At 64.1% G+C, this 16,769-nt stretch carries 17 protein-coding genes; 5 read left to right on the forward strand and 12 right to left on the reverse strand.

Translation table 11 applies throughout. The annotated features are described in order from the left end of the window. The first annotated feature begins 96 nt into the window (after nt 1-96). From CK620_RS03410 to CK620_RS13725, 3 genes are read left to right on the forward strand one after another with little or no spacing between them, the layout of a single operon-like run. Nucleotides 97-708 (forward strand): RHS repeat domain-containing protein, encoded by a 612-nt coding sequence (locus CK620_RS03410; protein ID WP_478212750.1) that lies wholly within the window; start codon nt 97-99, stop codon nt 706-708. A 42-nt stretch (nt 709-750) separates the two neighbouring features. Further along, a complete protein-coding gene (locus CK620_RS14450; protein WP_095549141.1) occupies nt 751-885 on the forward strand; it encodes an HNH endonuclease signature motif containing protein in 135 nt (44 codons plus the stop codon). Then, nucleotides 882-1,604, forward strand: coding sequence for a DUF4262 domain-containing protein (locus CK620_RS13725; protein WP_143325903.1), 723 nt, complete (start codon nt 882-884; stop codon nt 1,602-1,604). Before CK620_RS14450 ends, CK620_RS13725 begins: the two co-directional genes overlap by 4 nt. Nucleotides 1,605-1,661: 57 nt before the next feature. Here the strand turns inward: CK620_RS13725 and CK620_RS03420 are convergent, their stop codons facing one another. The 12 genes from CK620_RS03420 to CK620_RS13730 all read right to left on the reverse strand — a co-directional run bounded on the left by CK620_RS03420 (nt 1,662) and on the right by CK620_RS13730 (nt 14,344). After that, the gene (locus CK620_RS03420) at nt 1,662-2,483 is read right to left on the reverse strand and encodes an IS3 family transposase (protein WP_095549142.1); all 822 of its coding nucleotides are present in this window, start codon (nt 2,481-2,483) and stop codon (nt 1,662-1,664) included. Then, entirely contained in the window at nt 2,480-2,797 is a 318-nt protein-coding gene (locus tag CK620_RS03425) for a transposase (RefSeq protein ID WP_095549563.1), read from the reverse strand. The genes CK620_RS03420 and CK620_RS03425 overlap by 4 nt, the downstream gene beginning before the upstream one ends. Before the next feature lie 358 nt (nt 2,798-3,155). Further along, nucleotides 3,156-4,085, reverse strand: coding sequence for a carbamate kinase (gene arcC, locus CK620_RS03430; RefSeq protein WP_095549143.1), 930 nt, complete (start codon nt 4,083-4,085; stop codon nt 3,156-3,158). A 92-nt stretch (nt 4,086-4,177) separates the two neighbouring features. Continuing rightward, nucleotides 4,178-5,188 (reverse strand): ornithine carbamoyltransferase, encoded by a 1,011-nt coding sequence (locus tag CK620_RS03435; RefSeq protein WP_095543365.1) that lies wholly within the window; start codon nt 5,186-5,188, stop codon nt 4,178-4,180. Between the two features lie 24 nt (nt 5,189-5,212). Then, nucleotides 5,213-6,463, reverse strand: a complete 1,251-nt coding sequence (arcA, locus tag CK620_RS03440) for an arginine deiminase (RefSeq protein ID WP_095549144.1) — start codon at nt 6,461-6,463, stop codon at nt 5,213-5,215. A 116-nt stretch (nt 6,464-6,579) separates the two neighbouring features. After that, nucleotides 6,580-8,004 carry an arginine-ornithine antiporter gene (arcD, locus tag CK620_RS03445; protein WP_095549145.1) on the reverse strand — a complete coding sequence of 475 codons (1,425 nt, stop codon included), beginning with the start codon at nt 8,002-8,004 and terminating at the stop codon, nt 6,580-6,582. Between the two features lie 548 nt (nt 8,005-8,552). Beyond that, nucleotides 8,553-9,068: a hypothetical protein gene (locus tag CK620_RS03450; protein WP_095549146.1), complete on the reverse strand. Its 516-nt coding sequence runs from the start codon at nt 9,066-9,068 to the stop codon at nt 8,553-8,555. A gap of 5 nt (nt 9,069-9,073) precedes the next feature. After that, nucleotides 9,074-11,335 (reverse strand): TonB-dependent siderophore receptor, encoded by a 2,262-nt coding sequence (locus CK620_RS03455; protein WP_179290564.1) that lies wholly within the window; start codon nt 11,333-11,335, stop codon nt 9,074-9,076. A gap of 254 nt (nt 11,336-11,589) precedes the next feature. Further along, nucleotides 11,590-12,465 (reverse strand): helix-turn-helix domain-containing protein, encoded by an 876-nt coding sequence (locus CK620_RS03460; RefSeq protein WP_095549148.1) that lies wholly within the window; start codon nt 12,463-12,465, stop codon nt 11,590-11,592. After that, nucleotides 12,465-13,331, reverse strand: a complete 867-nt coding sequence (locus CK620_RS03465) for a TlpA disulfide reductase family protein (protein ID WP_179290565.1) — start codon at nt 13,329-13,331, stop codon at nt 12,465-12,467. The genes CK620_RS03460 and CK620_RS03465 overlap by 1 nt, the downstream gene beginning before the upstream one ends. Nucleotides 13,332-13,353: 22 nt before the next feature. Next, nucleotides 13,354-14,055, reverse strand: coding sequence for an arylesterase (locus tag CK620_RS03470; protein WP_095549564.1), 702 nt, complete (start codon nt 14,053-14,055; stop codon nt 13,354-13,356). A gap of 49 nt (nt 14,056-14,104) precedes the next feature. Continuing rightward, nucleotides 14,105-14,344 (reverse strand): hypothetical protein, encoded by a 240-nt coding sequence (locus CK620_RS13730; RefSeq protein ID WP_143325905.1) that lies wholly within the window; start codon nt 14,342-14,344, stop codon nt 14,105-14,107. Here CK620_RS13730 and mnmH point away from each other — a divergent pair. Together mnmH and proB are read left to right on the forward strand one after the other, a co-directional pair. Next, a complete protein-coding gene (mnmH, locus tag CK620_RS03475; protein WP_095549150.1) occupies nt 14,343-15,404 on the forward strand; it encodes a tRNA 2-selenouridine(34) synthase MnmH in 1,062 nt (353 codons plus the stop codon). The genes CK620_RS13730 and mnmH overlap by 2 nt on opposite strands. Before the next feature lie 190 nt (nt 15,405-15,594). Then, nucleotides 15,595-16,761, forward strand: a complete 1,167-nt coding sequence (gene proB, locus CK620_RS03480) for a glutamate 5-kinase (RefSeq protein WP_095543650.1) — start codon at nt 15,595-15,597, stop codon at nt 16,759-16,761. Nucleotides 16,762-16,769 lie beyond the last annotated feature (8 nt).

The following is a 16,769-nucleotide window of genomic DNA, read 5'->3' on the forward strand; positions in this document are numbered from 1 at the left end:
CGAAGCAGGGCAGATCACCAAAGCGTATGGCTTCACCCGGCCACGCACGATGCCGAAGAAGAGCTGTGGAGCACCGCCCCGGTCTGGCAAGCGGACATCCACAACGGCAGCCTCACGAGCAGCCAAACGCGCTACCACTACATCACCACGGATCACCTGGGCACGCCCATCCTGGTGACCGACAAGAGCGGCAACAAGACCTGGAGAAGCTACAGCGAGGCGTTTGGCAATACCGCTACCGAAAGCACAGCTGGCACCCAAATCAACCTCAGGTTCCCGGGGCAGTACTGGAACAAGGAAACAGGCCTTCACCAGAACTACTTCAGGTACTACAGTCTGGCAAGAGGGCGGTACATTCAGTCAGACCCGCTGGGCATCTTTGGAGGACTGAATACCTACGAATACGCCAGTAGCGACCCGCTGGGCTACATTGACCCCACGGGAGAAGTGCCGATAGCGCCCATCGTCTGGAGCTACTTCAGATGTGTGGCCCGTTGCACGGCCAGCTCATCCATCATGGACACGCTGACCGGCGAAGTTGATTGTTGGCCCAATGCGCTAACCGACAATGCCCAAAATTGTGCGCTGAGCTGTGCCAATCCGCTTAATTGGTTGGGGAATAATTTTAATAAGTCTATTCCTCTAAACCGGCCAAAGGCAAAGGCTCAGTTGCTCCAGCGCAAAGAGATAGAAAAGAGGTTGGAGTAAAGAGGAAAACAAAAAAAGCTTGAGGAACAAGATAATAAATGTATGCAGTTCGGAAAATATATAAAACCGGAAGATGCGCACGGACATCATATTGTTCGACATGCTGATGGCGGCCCCGCCAACTCTGAAAATCATGCAGTTGTTTGCAAACCTTGTCACATCAAACTTCAAAAATGATCAATCGCAAAGAAATTCTTAACACCATAAGAAAAAAAATTGAAAAATATGGATGGTATCAGTACTGCGTAATACAGTCTCAAGTCCCAAGATTTTGTTACACGATAGGATTAAGTGATAAACTGGGGTTTGAGTTAATTTTTGCAGGCGGATATTTCTACAATAACACAGAGGCCATGAAAATAGTCGACAATTGTGCCGATTTCTTGTTAAACTCAAGGCCTTCAGAGAATGAATTTGAACTCAAAGGATTTTCTTTAAGAAAAGTCCATCAAGAATGGTCTGAGTCATTAATGTTGGGAGCCGTCGATTACTATAAAGATCGAAATAAATTCACCCTATACGCCAAGCAAATAGTTCCACCATTGGAGCAGTTCACTCTAGACATCCCAGACATGAGCCTCCTCCCTGAAAATAATTCAAATTTACCCTGGAAGTGGTGGTTTCATGAATGGCCTTTTTCTGCCCCAGAAGACAGCACTGTTGTTACGGATATTGAATACCTTCGAACAGGAAAGGCGCTGCAAATTATACGCTGGGAAGAAAATCAGTGGGAATGCTTTTCTAGAGATCCGGAAAATATCGCCAAAGAAAATATGAGAATAATACCGCTAGGGGTTGCAATTGGCCTAGATCCTTCTTTGGAAAATATTTTTGAAATGGAAATAGAGGAGGGGTACTTGAGAAACAATAAAAATTGCTGGGAAAAATGGGGCTGATATTTTGGCAACCGGTTGCTCTGGATTTGTGTATTGACCCAGCATAACCTGCACAGGTCAGGCCGCTAAAGCATAAGCCTCAGCGGGCGTCTTCATGCCCAGCGCCTGGTGAGGACGCTGGTGGTTGTAAAAGCCGATCCAATCGCCGATCACGCGGCTGGCATGCTGCAGGGTTTCGAATCGGTGGCGGTGCACGCATTGGTCTTTGAGCGTGCGGATCACGCGCTCGATCATGCCGTTTTGCTCAGGGCTGTAAGGGGTGATGAACTCCTGCTGCAGGCCATAGCTCTTGACCAGGGCTGTGTAGCTGCGGCTGGTGAACACCAGGCCGTTGTCCGATCTCAGTAGGAACGGGTGCTTGACCTTGCCCAGGCAGCCGTAACGGGCGATCAGCGCCTGCTCCAGCGCCGCCTCGGCGGTCTTGGATCGGCCGCTGCGGCTGAGGTGCCAGCCCAGCAGCTCGCGGCTGTAACAGTCGATCACCAGGGCCAGCCAGGCCCAGCCATCACGGCCTGTCCACACCCGGCACAGGTCAGTCGACCAACGCTCATCAGGCGCTTTGGCCACGGATGGCAAGGCCTGGATGCGTGGCCTGAAGCCCACCGGGCGCTTGCGCACCTGCCAGCCCAAGATCTGGAAGATGCGCTGCACGGTGTTCTTGTTGAACCCGAGCAGGTGCGCTGCCGTGCGGTAGCCGAACGACGGGTTCTCTTCGATCATCGCCTTGATCGGCTTGACGAACTGCTCTTGCACCTTGGGCGCGGCCTTGGTGCTGCGGTAGTACACCGTGCGTCGGGGTATCTCGAACCACTGGCACAGCTTGACCAGGCTGACCTTGAACCCGTCTTCAGCCAATCCCTGCTGAAGGCTGAGGATCATTTCTCGTCCTCGTTGCCCAGCAGGGACGCCAGCTTTTTTCTGGCACGCAGCTCCAGCATGGCTTCGCTGTAGGCCTCCTGCAGCTCACGCAGTTGCTTCTCGTACTGCTCCTTGACTTCCAGCGGCTTGGTACGCAGGGCGTTCTCCATGCCCCGCTTGCCTTCATCGACCCACTGCTGCACCTCGCAGGGGTTCAGATCGAAAGCCCGGCTAGCCTCCGAGACTGTCGTCTTGCCCTGGATGATGTCCAGGACCAGGGCCGTTTTATGCTTGGCCGTCCAGCGCTTGATGTCGTCTTCCATCAGGGTGCTCATCGTCGTTTCCTTCAACGTTAACACCTGTGCAGGTTTTCATTGGGTCAATACACTTGGATGCGCGATCAACGTAGAACTGCGCCGACGATGGCAGCGCCCTTGCGACAGAAAGCCTCCTCTTGTAGAGAACTACACCACCAAACACAAACGCCCAACCATTCACGGTTGGGCGTTTTTCTTTGTGTAGTCTGTCAGCTGTTTGCCGATCTTCTTCTGATTTGAATCCGTTTTTTTATGAGGCTAGGCTGACGTTTACAGTCGGGCATAGCACTACCAACGCACGCTGCTGTCGCTCGGTTTTGTGCAGACCCTTCGCAAAGGGGCGCTCTCTGGGCAGAAGCCTTGCAAGGGTGGGCATTCAGTGGTAGCGAATGCCGGGCGCGGCGGTGCTGACGCGGGTGCCGGCCTGGCCGCGCACGATGGCTTCGATGTCCTGCAGCGCGCCGATGACGGCGGTGTGGCCGGTGTGTTCGGCAAATTCGCAGGCCGCCTCGATCTTCGGGCCCATGGAGCCGGCCGGGAAGGGCAGCGTGCGCAGTGAATCGGGGTGGGCCTGGGCGATGGCCTTGCTGCCGGGCTGGCCCCAGTTGACGTAGGCCGCATCCACATCGGTGGCGATGACCAGCAGCTCGGCCTGTAGCTGCTGCGCCAGCAGGGCCGAGCACAGGTCCTTGTCGATCACGGCCTCGACGCCGCACAGACGGCCTTGCTGGTCGTAGCAGGTGGGGATGCCGCCGCCGCCGGCGCAGATCACCACCGTGCCTTGTTGCAGCAGCCATTGCACGGGGCGGATTTCAAAGATGCGCTGCGGGCGCGGGCTGGGCACGACGCGGCGGTAATGCGGGCCGTCTGGCGCGATGTGCCAGCCTTTCTCAGCCGCCAGCTGATGCGCCTGGGCCGCTTCGTAGATGGGGCCGATGGGCTTGGTGGGGTGCTGGAAGGCCGGGTCGGCCAAGTCCACCTCGACCTGGGTCAGGATGGTGGCCAGCGGCACCTGCTTGGGCAGCAGATTGCCCAGTTCCTGCTCGATCATGTAGCCGATCATGCCTTCGGTCTGTGCGCCCAGCACGTCCAGCGGGTAGGTGTCCACCTCGGTGTAGGCTGCCCCCTGCAGGGCCAGCAGGCCCACCTGCGGGCCGTTGCCGTGGGCGATGACGAGTTCGTTGCCAGCATGGATTTTGGCGATTTGCGCCACGGCCTGGCGCACGTTGTCGCGCTGGTTTTCAGCGCTCATGGGCTGGCCGCGCTTGAGCAGTGCGTTGCCGCCCAGGGCGATGACGATGCGCATGGGCTGGGTCTCCTTGGTGGATGGTGCTGTGGCGTGCGTTGAGGTGGGCGGTGGCTGCGGCCGGGCAGGGCGCAGGCCTGTTCACGACAGGGTCACAGGCCGCCCAGGGCCGCCACCAGCACGGCCTTGATGGTGTGCATGCGGTTTTCGGCCTGGTCAAAGGCGATGTTGTAGGGCGATTCGAAGACCTCCTCGGTCACCTCGATGCCATTGGCCAGGTTGGGGTATTGCGCGGCGATTTGCTGGCCCACCTTGGTGTCGCTGTTGTGGAAGGCGGGCAGGCAGTGCATGAATTTGACGCGCGCGTTGCCGCTGGCCTTGATCATCTCCAGGTTGACTTGGTAGGGCAGCAGCAGCTCAATGCGCTCGTTCCAGGCCTCGATGGGCTCGCCCATGGAAACCCACACATCGGTGTGGATGAAATCCACGCCCTGCACGGCCTGGCGCGGGTCTTCGGTCAGCAGCAGGCGCGCGCCGCTTTCGGCGGCAAAGGCGCGGCATTGCTCAACCAGCTCCTGGCTGGGCTGCAGGGCCTTGGGCGCGGCAATGCGCACGTCCATGCCCAGCTTGGCGCCCACCAGCAGCAGCGAGTTGCCCATGTTGTTGCGCGCATCGCCCAGGTAGGCGTAGCTGATGGCGTGCAGCGGCTTGTCGCTGTGCTCGCGCATGGTCAGCACGTCGGCCAGCATCTGCGTGGGGTGGTATTCGTCGGTCAGGCCGTTGAAGATGGGCACGCCGGCGTATTGGGCCAGCTCCTGTACGACTTCTTGGTGAAAGCCGCGGTACTCGATGCCGTCGTACATGCGCCCGAGCACGCGGGCAGTGTCCTTCATGGTTTCCTTGTGGCCGATCTGCGAGGAGCTGGGGTCGATGTAGGTGACGTTGGCGCCCTGGTCGTAAGCAGCCACCTCGAAGGCGCAGCGGGTGCGGGTGGAGGTTTTCTCGAAGATCAGCGCGATGTTCTTGCCGCGCAGGTGCTGCATCTCCGTGCCGCTGTACTTGGCCCGCTTGAGGTCGCGGGCCAGATCGAGCAAATAGCGCAAGTCCACTGGGCTGTGATGCAGCAGGCTGAGCAGGTGGCGGTTGTGCAGGTTGTAGGCCATGGTGCAGTCCTTTCTTCGGGCGGTTCAGTAGTCCACGGCATCGCGCACGATGGGGCAGGTCATGCAGCGCCCGCCGCCACGGCCACGGCCCAGCTCGGCCGAGCTGATGGTGATGACCTCCACCCCGGCCTTGCGCAGCAAGGTGTTGGTGTAGGTGTTGCGGTCGTAGCCCACGACCACGCCAGGCTCCAGCGCGATGACGTTGTTGCCATCGTCCCATTGCTCGCGCTCGGCGGCGTAGTCGTCACCGCCGGTGTGCACAACCCGCAGCTTTTTCAGGCCCAGCGCCTCGGCCACCACGTCCACGAAGGGCTTGCGCTCCTGGCGCACGTCCAGCCCGCTGGGGTGACTGTCGCTGGGGCGCAGGCTGAAAGAGGCAATGCGATCCACCACGCCAGGGAAGGCGCTGACCAAATCCCGATCGCAGAAGGTGAAGACCGTGTCCAGGTGCATGGCCGAGCGCGTCTTGGGCAGCGCAGCGACGATGACGCGCTCGGCCGCGCCCTGCTCGAACAGCTGGCGCGCCACCTGCGAAATGCCCTGAATGGAGCTGCGCTCGCCCATGCCGATGAGCACCACGCCCTTGCCGATGGGGAAGACATCGCCACCTTCCAGCGTGGCATTGCCAAAGGACTGATCCGGGTCGCCCCACCAGACCTTGACCTGGCCGGCAAACATTGGGTGGAACTTGTAGATGGCCGCAGCCAGCAGCGTCTCCTGCTGGCGCGCGGGCCAGTACATTGGGTTGAGCGTCACCCCGCCGTAGATCCAGCTGGTGGTGTCGCGGGTGAACTGGGTGTTGGGCAGCGGCGCAATGGCAAAGCCGCCATGCCCCTTGGCCGCCTTGATGAAGGCCATGCCATCGGGATTGAACTCCTTGGGCAAGTCATTGACGCTGACGCCCCCGATCAGGAACTCGGCCTGGCGGCGCGGCTCCAGCCCCTCCAGCCAGGCGCGCAGCTCGTGCATGACGGTGGCGCCCACAGTGTTGGCCGTGATCTTGCGATCGAGCACCCAGCGCAGGCTCTCGGGCTGGCTGATGGCCTCGGTCAGCAGGTTGTGCATCTCCAGCACTTCCACGCCATGCTCGCGCATCTTGGTGACGAAATCGAAATGGTCGCGCTTGGCCTGGCTGACCCACAGCACATCGTCGAACAGCAGCTCGTCGCAGTTGTCCGGCGTCAGCCGGGTGTGCGCCAAGCCTGGGGAGCACACCATGACGCGGCGCAGCTTGCCAACTTCAGAGAAAACGCCCAGTGGGCTTGTCGATTGCATGGATTGGCCCTTCCTCTTCGTAAAAAATCATTGGCGCGCCGCCTCGATAGCGGCATTGCTGCCTGCCTGCCGATTCAAAATCATTCGTGGATTGAAAGCGGCAGATACAGGTTAATTCAAATTGTCAATGTGCCCTTGTAAAGCCCGTATCCAGCATATGCGGCACCGATCAGGGCTGCAGCAAAATACATTTTTTCAATGTCGTTAAATACCGGCTGGCCATTTTCAATGCGCGCCTTGGCATAGACAATAGCGCCTGGTGCATACAGCAGTGCAGACAGCAGCAAATATTTCAATCCGGCCGCATACAGCAGCCAGACGCTGTATGCCACGGCCAGCGCGCCGATGAGCATGTCCCAATTGCGCTGGGGATCTGCCCGACCATAACCTTCGCCGCGCGCGGCAATCATGACGGCATAAATGGCAGAAAAGAAGTACGGAATCAGAATCATCGACGTGGCCAGATAAATCAGGTCGAGATAGGACTGGCCATACAGCAGCGCGAGAATCAAAAAGATCTGGATGGAGCCATTGGACACCCACAGCGCATTGGCTGGCACGCCATTGCGGTTCTCCCTGCGGAAAAATGCCGGCATGGTTTGATCCTTGGCGGCTGAATACAAAATCTCGCCGCTGAGCAAAGTCCATGACAGCAGCGCGCCGGCCAGGGAAATGACCAGGCCGATGGAAATGAACGCCGCGCCCCAGTCGCCCACCACGTGCGCTAGCACATAGGCCATGGACGGGTTTTTCAGCTTGGCCAACTCCGGCTGGCTCATCACCCCGGCCGAGAGCACATTGACCATCACCAGCAGCAGCAGCACACCGATGAAGCCCAGTACCGTGGCCTTGCCCACGTCGCTGCGCGTTTGCGCGCGGGCTGAATACACACTGGCGCCTTCAATGCCGATGAACACCCACACCGTCACCAGCATCATGCTCTTGACCTGCGTCAGTACGCTGCCCAGCTCGGCATTGCCCCGGCCCCAGAAATCGGCTGTAAACACATCCATCTTGAAGGCCAGGCCCACCAGAGCGATGAAGGTCAGCAGCGGCACCACCTTGGTGATGGTGGTGACCAAATTGATGAAGGCAGCCTCCTTGATGCCGCGCAGCACCAGGGCGTGCACAAACCACAGCACCAGCGAGGCACCGATGATGGCAGACGTAGTATTGCCTTCGCCAAAGGCTGGGAAGAAATAGCCCAGCGTGCCAAACAGCAGCACCAGATAACTGACATTGCCCAACCAGGCGCTGATCCAATAGCCCCAGGCCGATGAAAAGCCCAGGTAATTGCCAAAACCCGCTTTGGCATAGGCATAGACCCCATTGTCCAGCTCAGGCTTGCGGTTGGCCAGGGTCTGAAACACGAAAGCCAGCATCAGCATGCCAATGGCCGTTATCCCCCAGCCAATCAGCACGGCACCCGCCGCAGCGCCGGCGGCCATGTTCTGTGGAATAGAAAATATGCCGCCCCCAATCATGGAGCCGACCACCAGCGCCGTGAGTGCACCCAGCCGCAATTTGCCTTCCTGTGCCATGGCTTGATCTCCTTCCTCGAATCACGATGGGGCATGCAGCCGCCGCACATCCCATGCCTGCTGCTCAAAGAACCTGCAGCAATTGCCAATCACTGAACGAAAAAAGCGCCACTGAAAGAGCCAAGTGCCACACTGCCCATGCAGGCTGCACCCATCAAAAAGGGTTTTCAGAGCGCCTCAAACAGAAAATCTGCCAGCATGCGAGTATTACCGCCATAACCTGATGAACCACATGGCCCGAAAGCCTGTTCACGGTTTGAGCAGAAAAGCCGAATGCGTGATTTTGATATATATGGGATGTAAGCACAGACCATGGCAATGCGATTTGAGCGCTGCCATGGTCTGTGTGTGCAACAAACCTCCCCAGTCCGCGCACAACATCCGCAACATCAGGCCATCAAAAAGCCTTTGCTGCGCTCTTCAATTTGGGCTTCTGCTGCCCCCTCACCTTTCGGCCATCATAAGCACAGGAAAGGCTCGAAGGCCATTATTTTTCAAATATCTACTTATTTGTTCGGATATTTTGACTCGAAATGCCCGTTTTTTGTTCACCTTTGGTTATTTTTTGTTTCCTGAGCGTTTTGCTGCGGCAGCGGGCCTGCTTTATTCAGCAGCTGTTGCGCCAGCGCCAGTGCCTCCTCCAGCGTGGCGGCGGCTTCGATGGGCAGGCCGCTGGCGCTGGCCTGCTGGCGGCCTGAGGCCAGCAAGGCGGCTCGGGCGCGCTCGTCGGTCAGCACGTAGACGTTGCCACGGCACAGGCCGAAAAAGGCTTGGCGGTGCTGCTTGAGCCACAGCGCGGCGCTCTTGCGCTGCTCGGGCGTCTCGGGCGGGCCGCTGAGGTACTCGGCCATGTCGGCCACCAAGGCAAAGGGCTGGCCGCGTTGCAGCGCGGCTTCGATCATGCCGAACAGGATGGGGGCCTGATCCGCGCCGGGCATGCGCACGATGAGTGCGGGCCAGTGGCTGAAGTCCATGCGCTGCTGCACTTGGCGGGCCAGGTCGGCGTCCAGGTGCGTTGCACTGACGGGAACAGGGGGCTTGGGGCAGGGTGTGACGTGTTGCATACGGCTCACCAGGGGTAGTGCAGTTCAACGCTGAATGTGCGGCCCCGGCCCCAGTTGCAGTAACTGGCGCTGGCGCAGCTGACGTAGCGGCGGTCGGCCAGGTTGCTGGCGCGCAGCGTGAGGCTGGGGCGCTCGCCGCTGGCGCTGTCATGGCTACCGCCGCTGCCAAAGCGGTAGCGCAGCGCGGCATCCATCAACGTGTGGCCGGGCACGCGCACGGTGTTGGCGGGGTCGGCGTGGGTGCTGCCGGTGTGGCGCAGGCCCAAGCTCATGCGCCATTGGGGGCTGAGGGCGTGGTCGAGCCAGAGCGAGGCCGTGCGCCCGGGGATATTGACGGGGCGCTGGCCCAGCTCAGGACCGTTGCTGGCGGTGATGCGCGCGTCCAGCAGGGTGAGGCTGGCGTGCACGAAGCTGGTGCGGCCCAGCTCGGCCTTGGCCTCCAGCTCCAGCCCACGGGTGCGCTGGCGGCCGGTTTGCACCATGCAGGCACCGGGGCCGGTCAGGCCGGGGCAGACGTGGCTGGGTTCGGGGTCGGGCGTGAGGGCGTTCTTTTGCTGGATCTGGAAGATGGCGGCGGCCAGTTGCAGACCGCCTTGCGGCGGCGCGTATTTGAGGCCCGCCTCCCATTGCCGGGCCGTCAGCGGGCGATAGCCCTGGCCACGCGCATCCAGCCCGGTTTGCGGCAGGAAAGAGCTGCCGTGGCTGAGGTAGGCGGCCAGTGCATCGCCCAAGCGGTAGCCCAGTGCGGCGCGGCCGGAGAAGGCGCGGTCGCGTTGGCGGCTGGCCGCGTCGGTGGGCAGTACGCCCATCAGCCGGCCTTCGCGCCCGCTGCGGCTGCGGGCGATGTCGTAGCGGCCGCCCAGGGTCAGGCTCCAGCGCCCCCAGTCGATCTGGTCTTGCGCGTACAGGCCGATCTGGCTGGCGCGGTCGCGCGTGTCGGACCAAAGCATGGCGCGGTCTGGCCCATTGGGCGCGGCGATGGCCTGGCCGTAGCCGGGCTGCCAGATGTCGATGGGCGGCAACCCTTGCAGGTTCATGCCCAGGCGCTGGTGCATGCGGCTGCGCATGGCATCCAGCCCCAGCAGCAGGCGGTGCTGCGCAGCGCCGGTGTGCACCCGGCCTTGCAGCGTGGTGTCGCTCAGCAGCGCGCGGGTGTGCGAATCCACCGCCATGGCCGAGCGCATCAACGTGGCCGGCGGCGCCAGCGCAATGGCCGAGAGCGCCTGCACCTCGGCCTGGGAGTCGATGGCGCGCAGCGCGTGGCGCAATTGCCAGCTTGGGCCCAGGGCGTACTCAAAGTCGTAGCCCAGCGTGCTTTGACGGCGCGTAAAGCGGTCGAAGGCCGGATCGCCCACGAAAAATCGGCGCGGGATGTACCCGCCGCCGGGCAGCGGCGTGAGCGTGCCCTGCATGGGCAGCGCACTGTGGTAGTAGCCGCCCTTGGGGTCGCGCTGGTGGCTGGCCAGCAGCGTCAGCGCCGTGCCCGGCGCGATGCGCCAGCGCAGCGAAGGCGCCAGCGCCACACGCTGCTCGCGTACATGCGCGATCTGGTTGCCTGCCTCGCGCGCCAGCGCCGCCAGCCGCCAGTCCAGCGCGCCTTGGCCCGCCTGGCCGCCCACATCCAGCCGCAGAGCGCGCTGGCCGTGGCTGCCCAGCGTCAACCCGGCCGCGCGCTGCGCCCGGCCATCTTGGGACGCTTGAGCACTGGGGCGCTTGGCGCGCACGTTGACCAGGCCGCCGGGCAAGCCCTGCCCGTACAGCGCCGAGGCCGGGCCGCGCAGCACTTCCACGCGTTCGATCAGCCAGGGGTCGAACTGCGGCAGGCTCAGGTTGCCAATGCCGAAGCTGGCGCGCATGCCATCGAAAAACATCGCTCCGTTGTAGCTCTGCCCACGCAGGCTGACGAAGTCGTAGCGGCTGGAATCGTTGCCGCCGCTCACCGGCGCGTACAGGCCCGGCAGGTAGGCCAGCGCCTGGTCAAGGCTGGTGGCGCCGCTGTCGCGCAGCGCCGTCTCGGTGATGACGGACACCGACTGCGGCGTGCGCAGCAGCGGCGTATCCGTCTTGGTCGCGCCCTGCGCGCGCTGTGCCAGCTTGCCGCTGCGCCCTTCATCGGCAGCGGCCTCGCCAGGCGTATCGGGCGCATCAAGCACATCGCCGCGCACGGTCACGGTGGGCAGCTCGGCAGCCACCGGCTGGGCGGCAGGCTGCGCCGCCCAGCCGGGGCTTGCCAGCGCCAGGCAGGCCAGCGCCGCCGTCGCCAGCACGCCATGCGCCCACCCGGGCGGGCTTGCCGGCGAGGAAGAAGGACAAGAAAAAGAAGAAAAAACGCGGCGCTGCCACGGCCGCGAAACGAACTGCGCTGTCATTGCGATGCCTCCATGCTGCGATGTGTGTGATGGAGGAATCTAGGCTGCCGGTCATCCGCGCACTTTCATTTAGCGGCGAATGATTTGCATTTGCCAGCATGTTGATCGTTGCCCACTGGCAGGCGTTTACCTGGCGAGCCTTCAACAGGCTCTTAGCCGCCCCCTTGCTGGCCCGGCGCAAGCCCGCTCTGGCGGCGCATCTGGCTGGGCGTTTGGCCGAAATGGGCGCGAAAGGCGGTGCTGAAGTGCGCCGCGCTGCTGAAACCCAGGCGCTCGGCCGCCAGGGCGATGGGCAGGCCCTCGTCCAGCACCATGTGCCGGCCGCGCAGCAGGCGGCGCTGGCGCAGCCAGCCAAAGGGCGAGTCGCCCAGCTCACGGCGGAAGGCCGCGCTCAGGCTGCGCGCGCTCATGCCGGCCAGGCGCGCCATGTCGTCCAGCGTCCAGGCGCGGGCCAGGTCGGCCTCCAGCGCATCGGCCAGGTGCAACAGGCGCTCGTGCGGCGCAGGCGCGCGCGCCTGCTCCAGCGCCGCAATGCCGCGCAGGAAGATGGTTTGCGCGGCGGCCTCCAGCCGCATCAGCGCCAAGGGCTGGCGCGGGTCGCTGCCCAGAATGTCTTGCGCCAATGCCAGGCAGCGCGGCTCGGCCGCCACCTGCACCTGGCGCAGCGCCTGGTGCGGGGCGAACAGGCCGTCAAACCAACCCTCCAGCGCCCGCGCGCGCAGATCGGCGCGCAGCATGCTCACGCCCACGGCGCACAGCGCGCAGGCCTGGCCCTGTGCGCTCCAGGGCAGGGGCTCGCGCACGGCCAGCACCTGCATGCCGCCGCTGCGCGGCGCGCTGGCGCAGTCGCCGCAACGCAGTTGCAGGCTGCCGTGCACCAGTAGCGTGACGTACAGCCCGGCCTGCACGCAGTGCCCGCTGCCGCCCATGCAGCGTGGCGCCTGCGGCGCGTGCTCGGCGCCGCGCACCAGCAGGTGCAGCCGCTCGCTGCGGTGCTCGATGAAGCGCGGCGCGGCAGTGCGCGGCATCAGCAGTCCTTGTCTTGCGCGGGCCTGGCTGGGCCGGGCGGGGCGCTGTGGCGCAGCGCCTGGATGCGCTGCTGCAGGCTGGCGGCGGACAGGGCGCCGACGCGGGTGCTGGTCAGTTGGCCGTTGGCATCGAAAAACAGCGTCAGCGGCAGGCCCGGTTGGCCGTAGTGGCGGGCCAGCTCGCCTTTGGCGTCCAGCCAAACGGGGGCAATGGGCAGGCGGTGGTTGCGCAGAAAGCGGGTGATGGTCTGCACAGATTCGCCTTGATTGACGAAGACGAACTGCACTTGAGGGTGCTCGGCCTGGGCCTGGGCCAGCAGCGGCATTTCGTTGCGGCAGTGCGGGCACCAGGTGGCCCAGAGGCTGACCACGGCCGGTCGGCCCTGCAGGCATTGCAGCGATTGCATCGGCCCCTGCAGGGATGGGGCGGTGAACGCTGGCAGGCGGCCCAGCCCGGGGGCCTGCCACAGCAGCGCGGCCTGGCCGCCCACCCACAGCAGGCTGGCAGCGGCCATGGGCGCGATGAGCTGGCGCTGGCGTTGGCGGGTTTGGGCCGTGGCCAGCATGGCGTAGAACCAGGCGGCCATCAGCCCCACCCAGGGCGACCAGCCGCCATCGCGGATGTCGATCACGCTCCAGGGGTGGGCCAGGTAGGCTTGGTGGTACTGCAACACGAAGCCCAGCCGAGCTGCCAGCAAGCCCATCCAGAGCGCTTGGTGCAATGTGCGCGATAGGGCCTGCTGTTCCTGGCGCGGGTGGCGGCGGCTGCGCCAGCGCGCCCAGGCCAGGCCGGCGGCAACACACAGTGCCAGCAGCAGCAATTGCGCTGGGAAGACCAGGGGGCCTAGGGTGATGGTGGCGTGCATGGCGGGTGGCTTCAGAACCTGTTCAACGCAGCAGCCCGTGGGCGCGCAGGCCGGCCAGCAGCTTGTCGGCGAACACGGCGTAGCCCTGTGCATTGGCGTGGATTTGGTCCGAGCGCAGCTGCGGCTCGGAGAGCACCTGCGCCCAGGCATCGGCCAGCAGTGGCACGCCCAGTTCGTCGGCAATCTCTTCGTACATGGCATGGTCGCTGAGCAGGCCGGCCGTGGCCAGCAGCCCCAGGCCGGGGATGGCCACCAGCAGCACCTGCGCGTTGGCATCCAGGCAGGCCTGGACGATGCGTGTGATGTTCTGCTTGGTTTGGCTGGTGGATTGGCGGCGCAGAAAATCATTGCCGCCAATGCCGACGATGACCAATTGCGGGCGGTGCTGCTGCAGCAACTCGGGCAGACGGGCCAGCGCCTGGGCGCTGGTGTCGCCCGAGACGCCGGCATTGACGACCTGCCAGCCGGTGGCCTGCGCCAGCAGGGGCGGGAAGGCCTGTTCGGCGCTGGCGCCCACGCCCTGGGTGAGCGAATCGCCCAGCGCCAGCACGGTGGCGCCGGCGGGCACGGGCTGGGCCTTGGCGCGCCGCCGTCTGCAGGCGGCCAGCGCAGCTATCAGCGCCGGGGCGGCCGCTGCGGCAGCGGCCCAGCGCAGCGCATGGCGGCGGGCCGGGTCGAAGGCTGTGGTCGGCCGGTGGCGCGGGCCGCTCGTCGTATGCTTCATGTTGATTGTTTGTGGGTTGGTGATCCGGGCCGTGTCGCACAGGCTGGCGTCACTGTAGGGGTTGTTGAGATTCAGTGTTGCGGCGGTGTTTTCGGTCAAAACTGCGCAGCTGCTGCGTTGAAAATGCTTGTACGGTATGCACAAGCTTGCGCGCATTTTCGCCTTGCATCTGCGGCTTTTGCCTCGAAAGCCGCTTCGCCAACCCAATCTCAACAGCCCCCGGCCTTTTTGCCGCGACCGCTGCGCGGCCTGTCTTGCGCGCCAGCCCGGTTTGTTTTGTCCCATCCATGAGTGTTCAAGAAATTTCCGCTGCCCAGGCCTTGGCCCGCCTGGGCGAGTTCAGCGCCATCATCGATGCGCGCAGCCCCAGCGAGTTTGCCCACGATCGCCTGCCTGGCGCGGTGAACTGGCCCTCGCTGGACGACGAGCAACGCGCCCGCGTGGGCACCATGTTCAAGCAGGTCGGCGCGTTCGAGGCGCGCAAGCTGGGTGCGGGCCTGACGGCGGCCAACATCGCGCGCCACATCGAGCAGCATGTGCAGGCCCTGCCCAAGCACTGGCGGCCGCTGGTGTACTGCTGGCGCGGCGGCCAGCGCAGCGGCGCGCTGGCGCTGGTGCTGGGGCAGATCGGCTTTCACGTGCAGCGCATCGAGGGCGGCTACAAGGCCTTCCGTCAGGCCATGCTGGCCGATCTGCCGCAGCAGGCGGCGCGCCTGCGCTACCGCGTGCTGTGCGGCCCCACCGGCTCGGGCAAGACGCGGCTGCTGCAGGCGCTGGCCGCGCAAGGCGCGCAGGTGTTGGATCTGGAGGCGCTGGCCAGCCATCGCGCCTCGGTGCTGGGGCTGATCCCAGGGCAGCCCCAGCCCTCGCAAAAGCAGTTCGAGATGCGCGTCTGGCAGGCGCTGCGCGGCTTTGACGCCGCGCGGCCGGTGTACGTGGAGGCCGAAAGCAAGAAAGTGGGCAACTGCACCCTGCCCGATGCGCTGATGCAGGCCATGCGCGCCAGCGATTGCCTGCACGTGCAGCTGGCCGAGCACGAGCGCGTGGCCCTGCTGCTGGAGGACTATCCCTTCTTCGTGCAGGACCCTGAGTTCTTCTGCCGCCGTCTGCAAACGCTCACCGCGCTGCGCGGGCGCGCCACCGTCGAGGCCTGGCAGGCCCAGGTGCGCGCCGGCCAGACCGAGGCCGTGGTGCGCGCGCTGCTGGCGCAGCACTACGACCCAGGCTACGAGCGCTCCACCCGGCGCAACTTCACGCGTTTTGACAGTGCGCAGGCCGTGGCGCTGCCACAGCGCTCGCCCGCTGCGCTGGCGGCGGCTGGCGCGGCCATTCTGGCCAGCGAGGCGTAGCGCTGCCCATCCAAGTGGCTGTGCCAGCGCGCGGGGCGGCCTGCGGCGCTTGCAACGCCAGGCTGGTTGAGGCGCATGGGGGGCTGGCAATCCGCGCTCGATCACATGCCAACTGGCGGCCAACTGGCGGCCAATCGACGGTGGGCTTTGTGCCACAATTTCCAGCTTTTGCTTCTTCTGCCCTCTTGCCATGGCTTCTTCCGCCGAGATCTCCTCTTCCCCTTGGGACAGCGTGCGCCGCGCCCGGCGCATCGTCGTCAAGGTTGGCTCCAGCCTGGTGACCAACCAGGGCCAGGGCCTGGATGCCGAAGCCATCAGCGAATGGGCGCGTCAGCTCAGCCATATCGTGCATGGCGCGCCCGGGCAGGAGCGGCGCGAGGTCATCATGGTCTCCAGCGGCGCCATTGCCGAAGGCATGAAACGCATGGGCATGAGCAAGCGCCCGCGCGAGCTGCACGAGCTGCAGGCCGCAGCCGCCGTGGGCCAGATGGGCCTGGTGCAGATGTACGAAACCATGCTGCGCCAATACCAGTTGGGCAGCGCCCAGGTGTTGCTTACGCATGCCGACATGGCCGACCGCGAGCGCTACCTGAACGCGCGCGTGACGCTGCTGACGCTGCTCAAGCGCGGCATCGTGCCGGTCATCAACGAGAACGACACGGTGGTCAACGACGAAATCCGCTTTGGCGACAACGACACGCTGGGCGCGCTGGTGGCCAACCTGGTGGTGGCCGACCTGCTCATCATCCTCACCGACCAGAACGGCTTTTACACCGCCGATCCGCGAAAGCACCCCGAGGCCACCAAGGTGCAGCTGGCCCAGGCCGGCGATCCAGCGCTGGAGGCCATGGCCGGCGGCGCTGGCAGCGCCATTGGCACCGGCGGCATGCTCACCAAAATCCTGGCGGCCAAGCGCGCCGCGCGCTCGGGCGCCTCGACCATCATCGCCTGGGGCCGCGAGCCGGACATCCTGCCGCGCCTGATGGCTGGCGAGCACGGCATCGGTTCGCTGCTTTACGCGCCCATGCACAAGCTGCAGGCGCGCAAGCAGTGGATTGCCGACCACCTGCAATGGCATGGCAGCGTGGTCATCGACGCGGGCGCGGCGCGCAAGCTGCGCCATGAAGGCAAAAGCCTGCTGCCAGTGGGCATGGTGCAGGTCAAGGGCCGCTTCACGCGCGGCGAGGTCATCGCCATCGAGGACGAGCAAGGCCAGCAGGTGGCGCGCGGCCTGGCCAACTACAGCGACCAGGAGGCGCGCAAGCTCTGCCGCCAGCCCTCCGAAGCCATCGAGGCCCTGCTGGGCTACGTGGCCGAGCCCGAGATGGTGCACCGCGACAATCTGGTGCTGCTGTGACGGCCGCA

The organism is Vandammella animalimorsus, from assembly GCF_002285285.1.
Classification (GTDB): Bacteria; Pseudomonadota; Gammaproteobacteria; order Burkholderiales; family Burkholderiaceae_C; genus Lampropedia; species Lampropedia animalimorsus.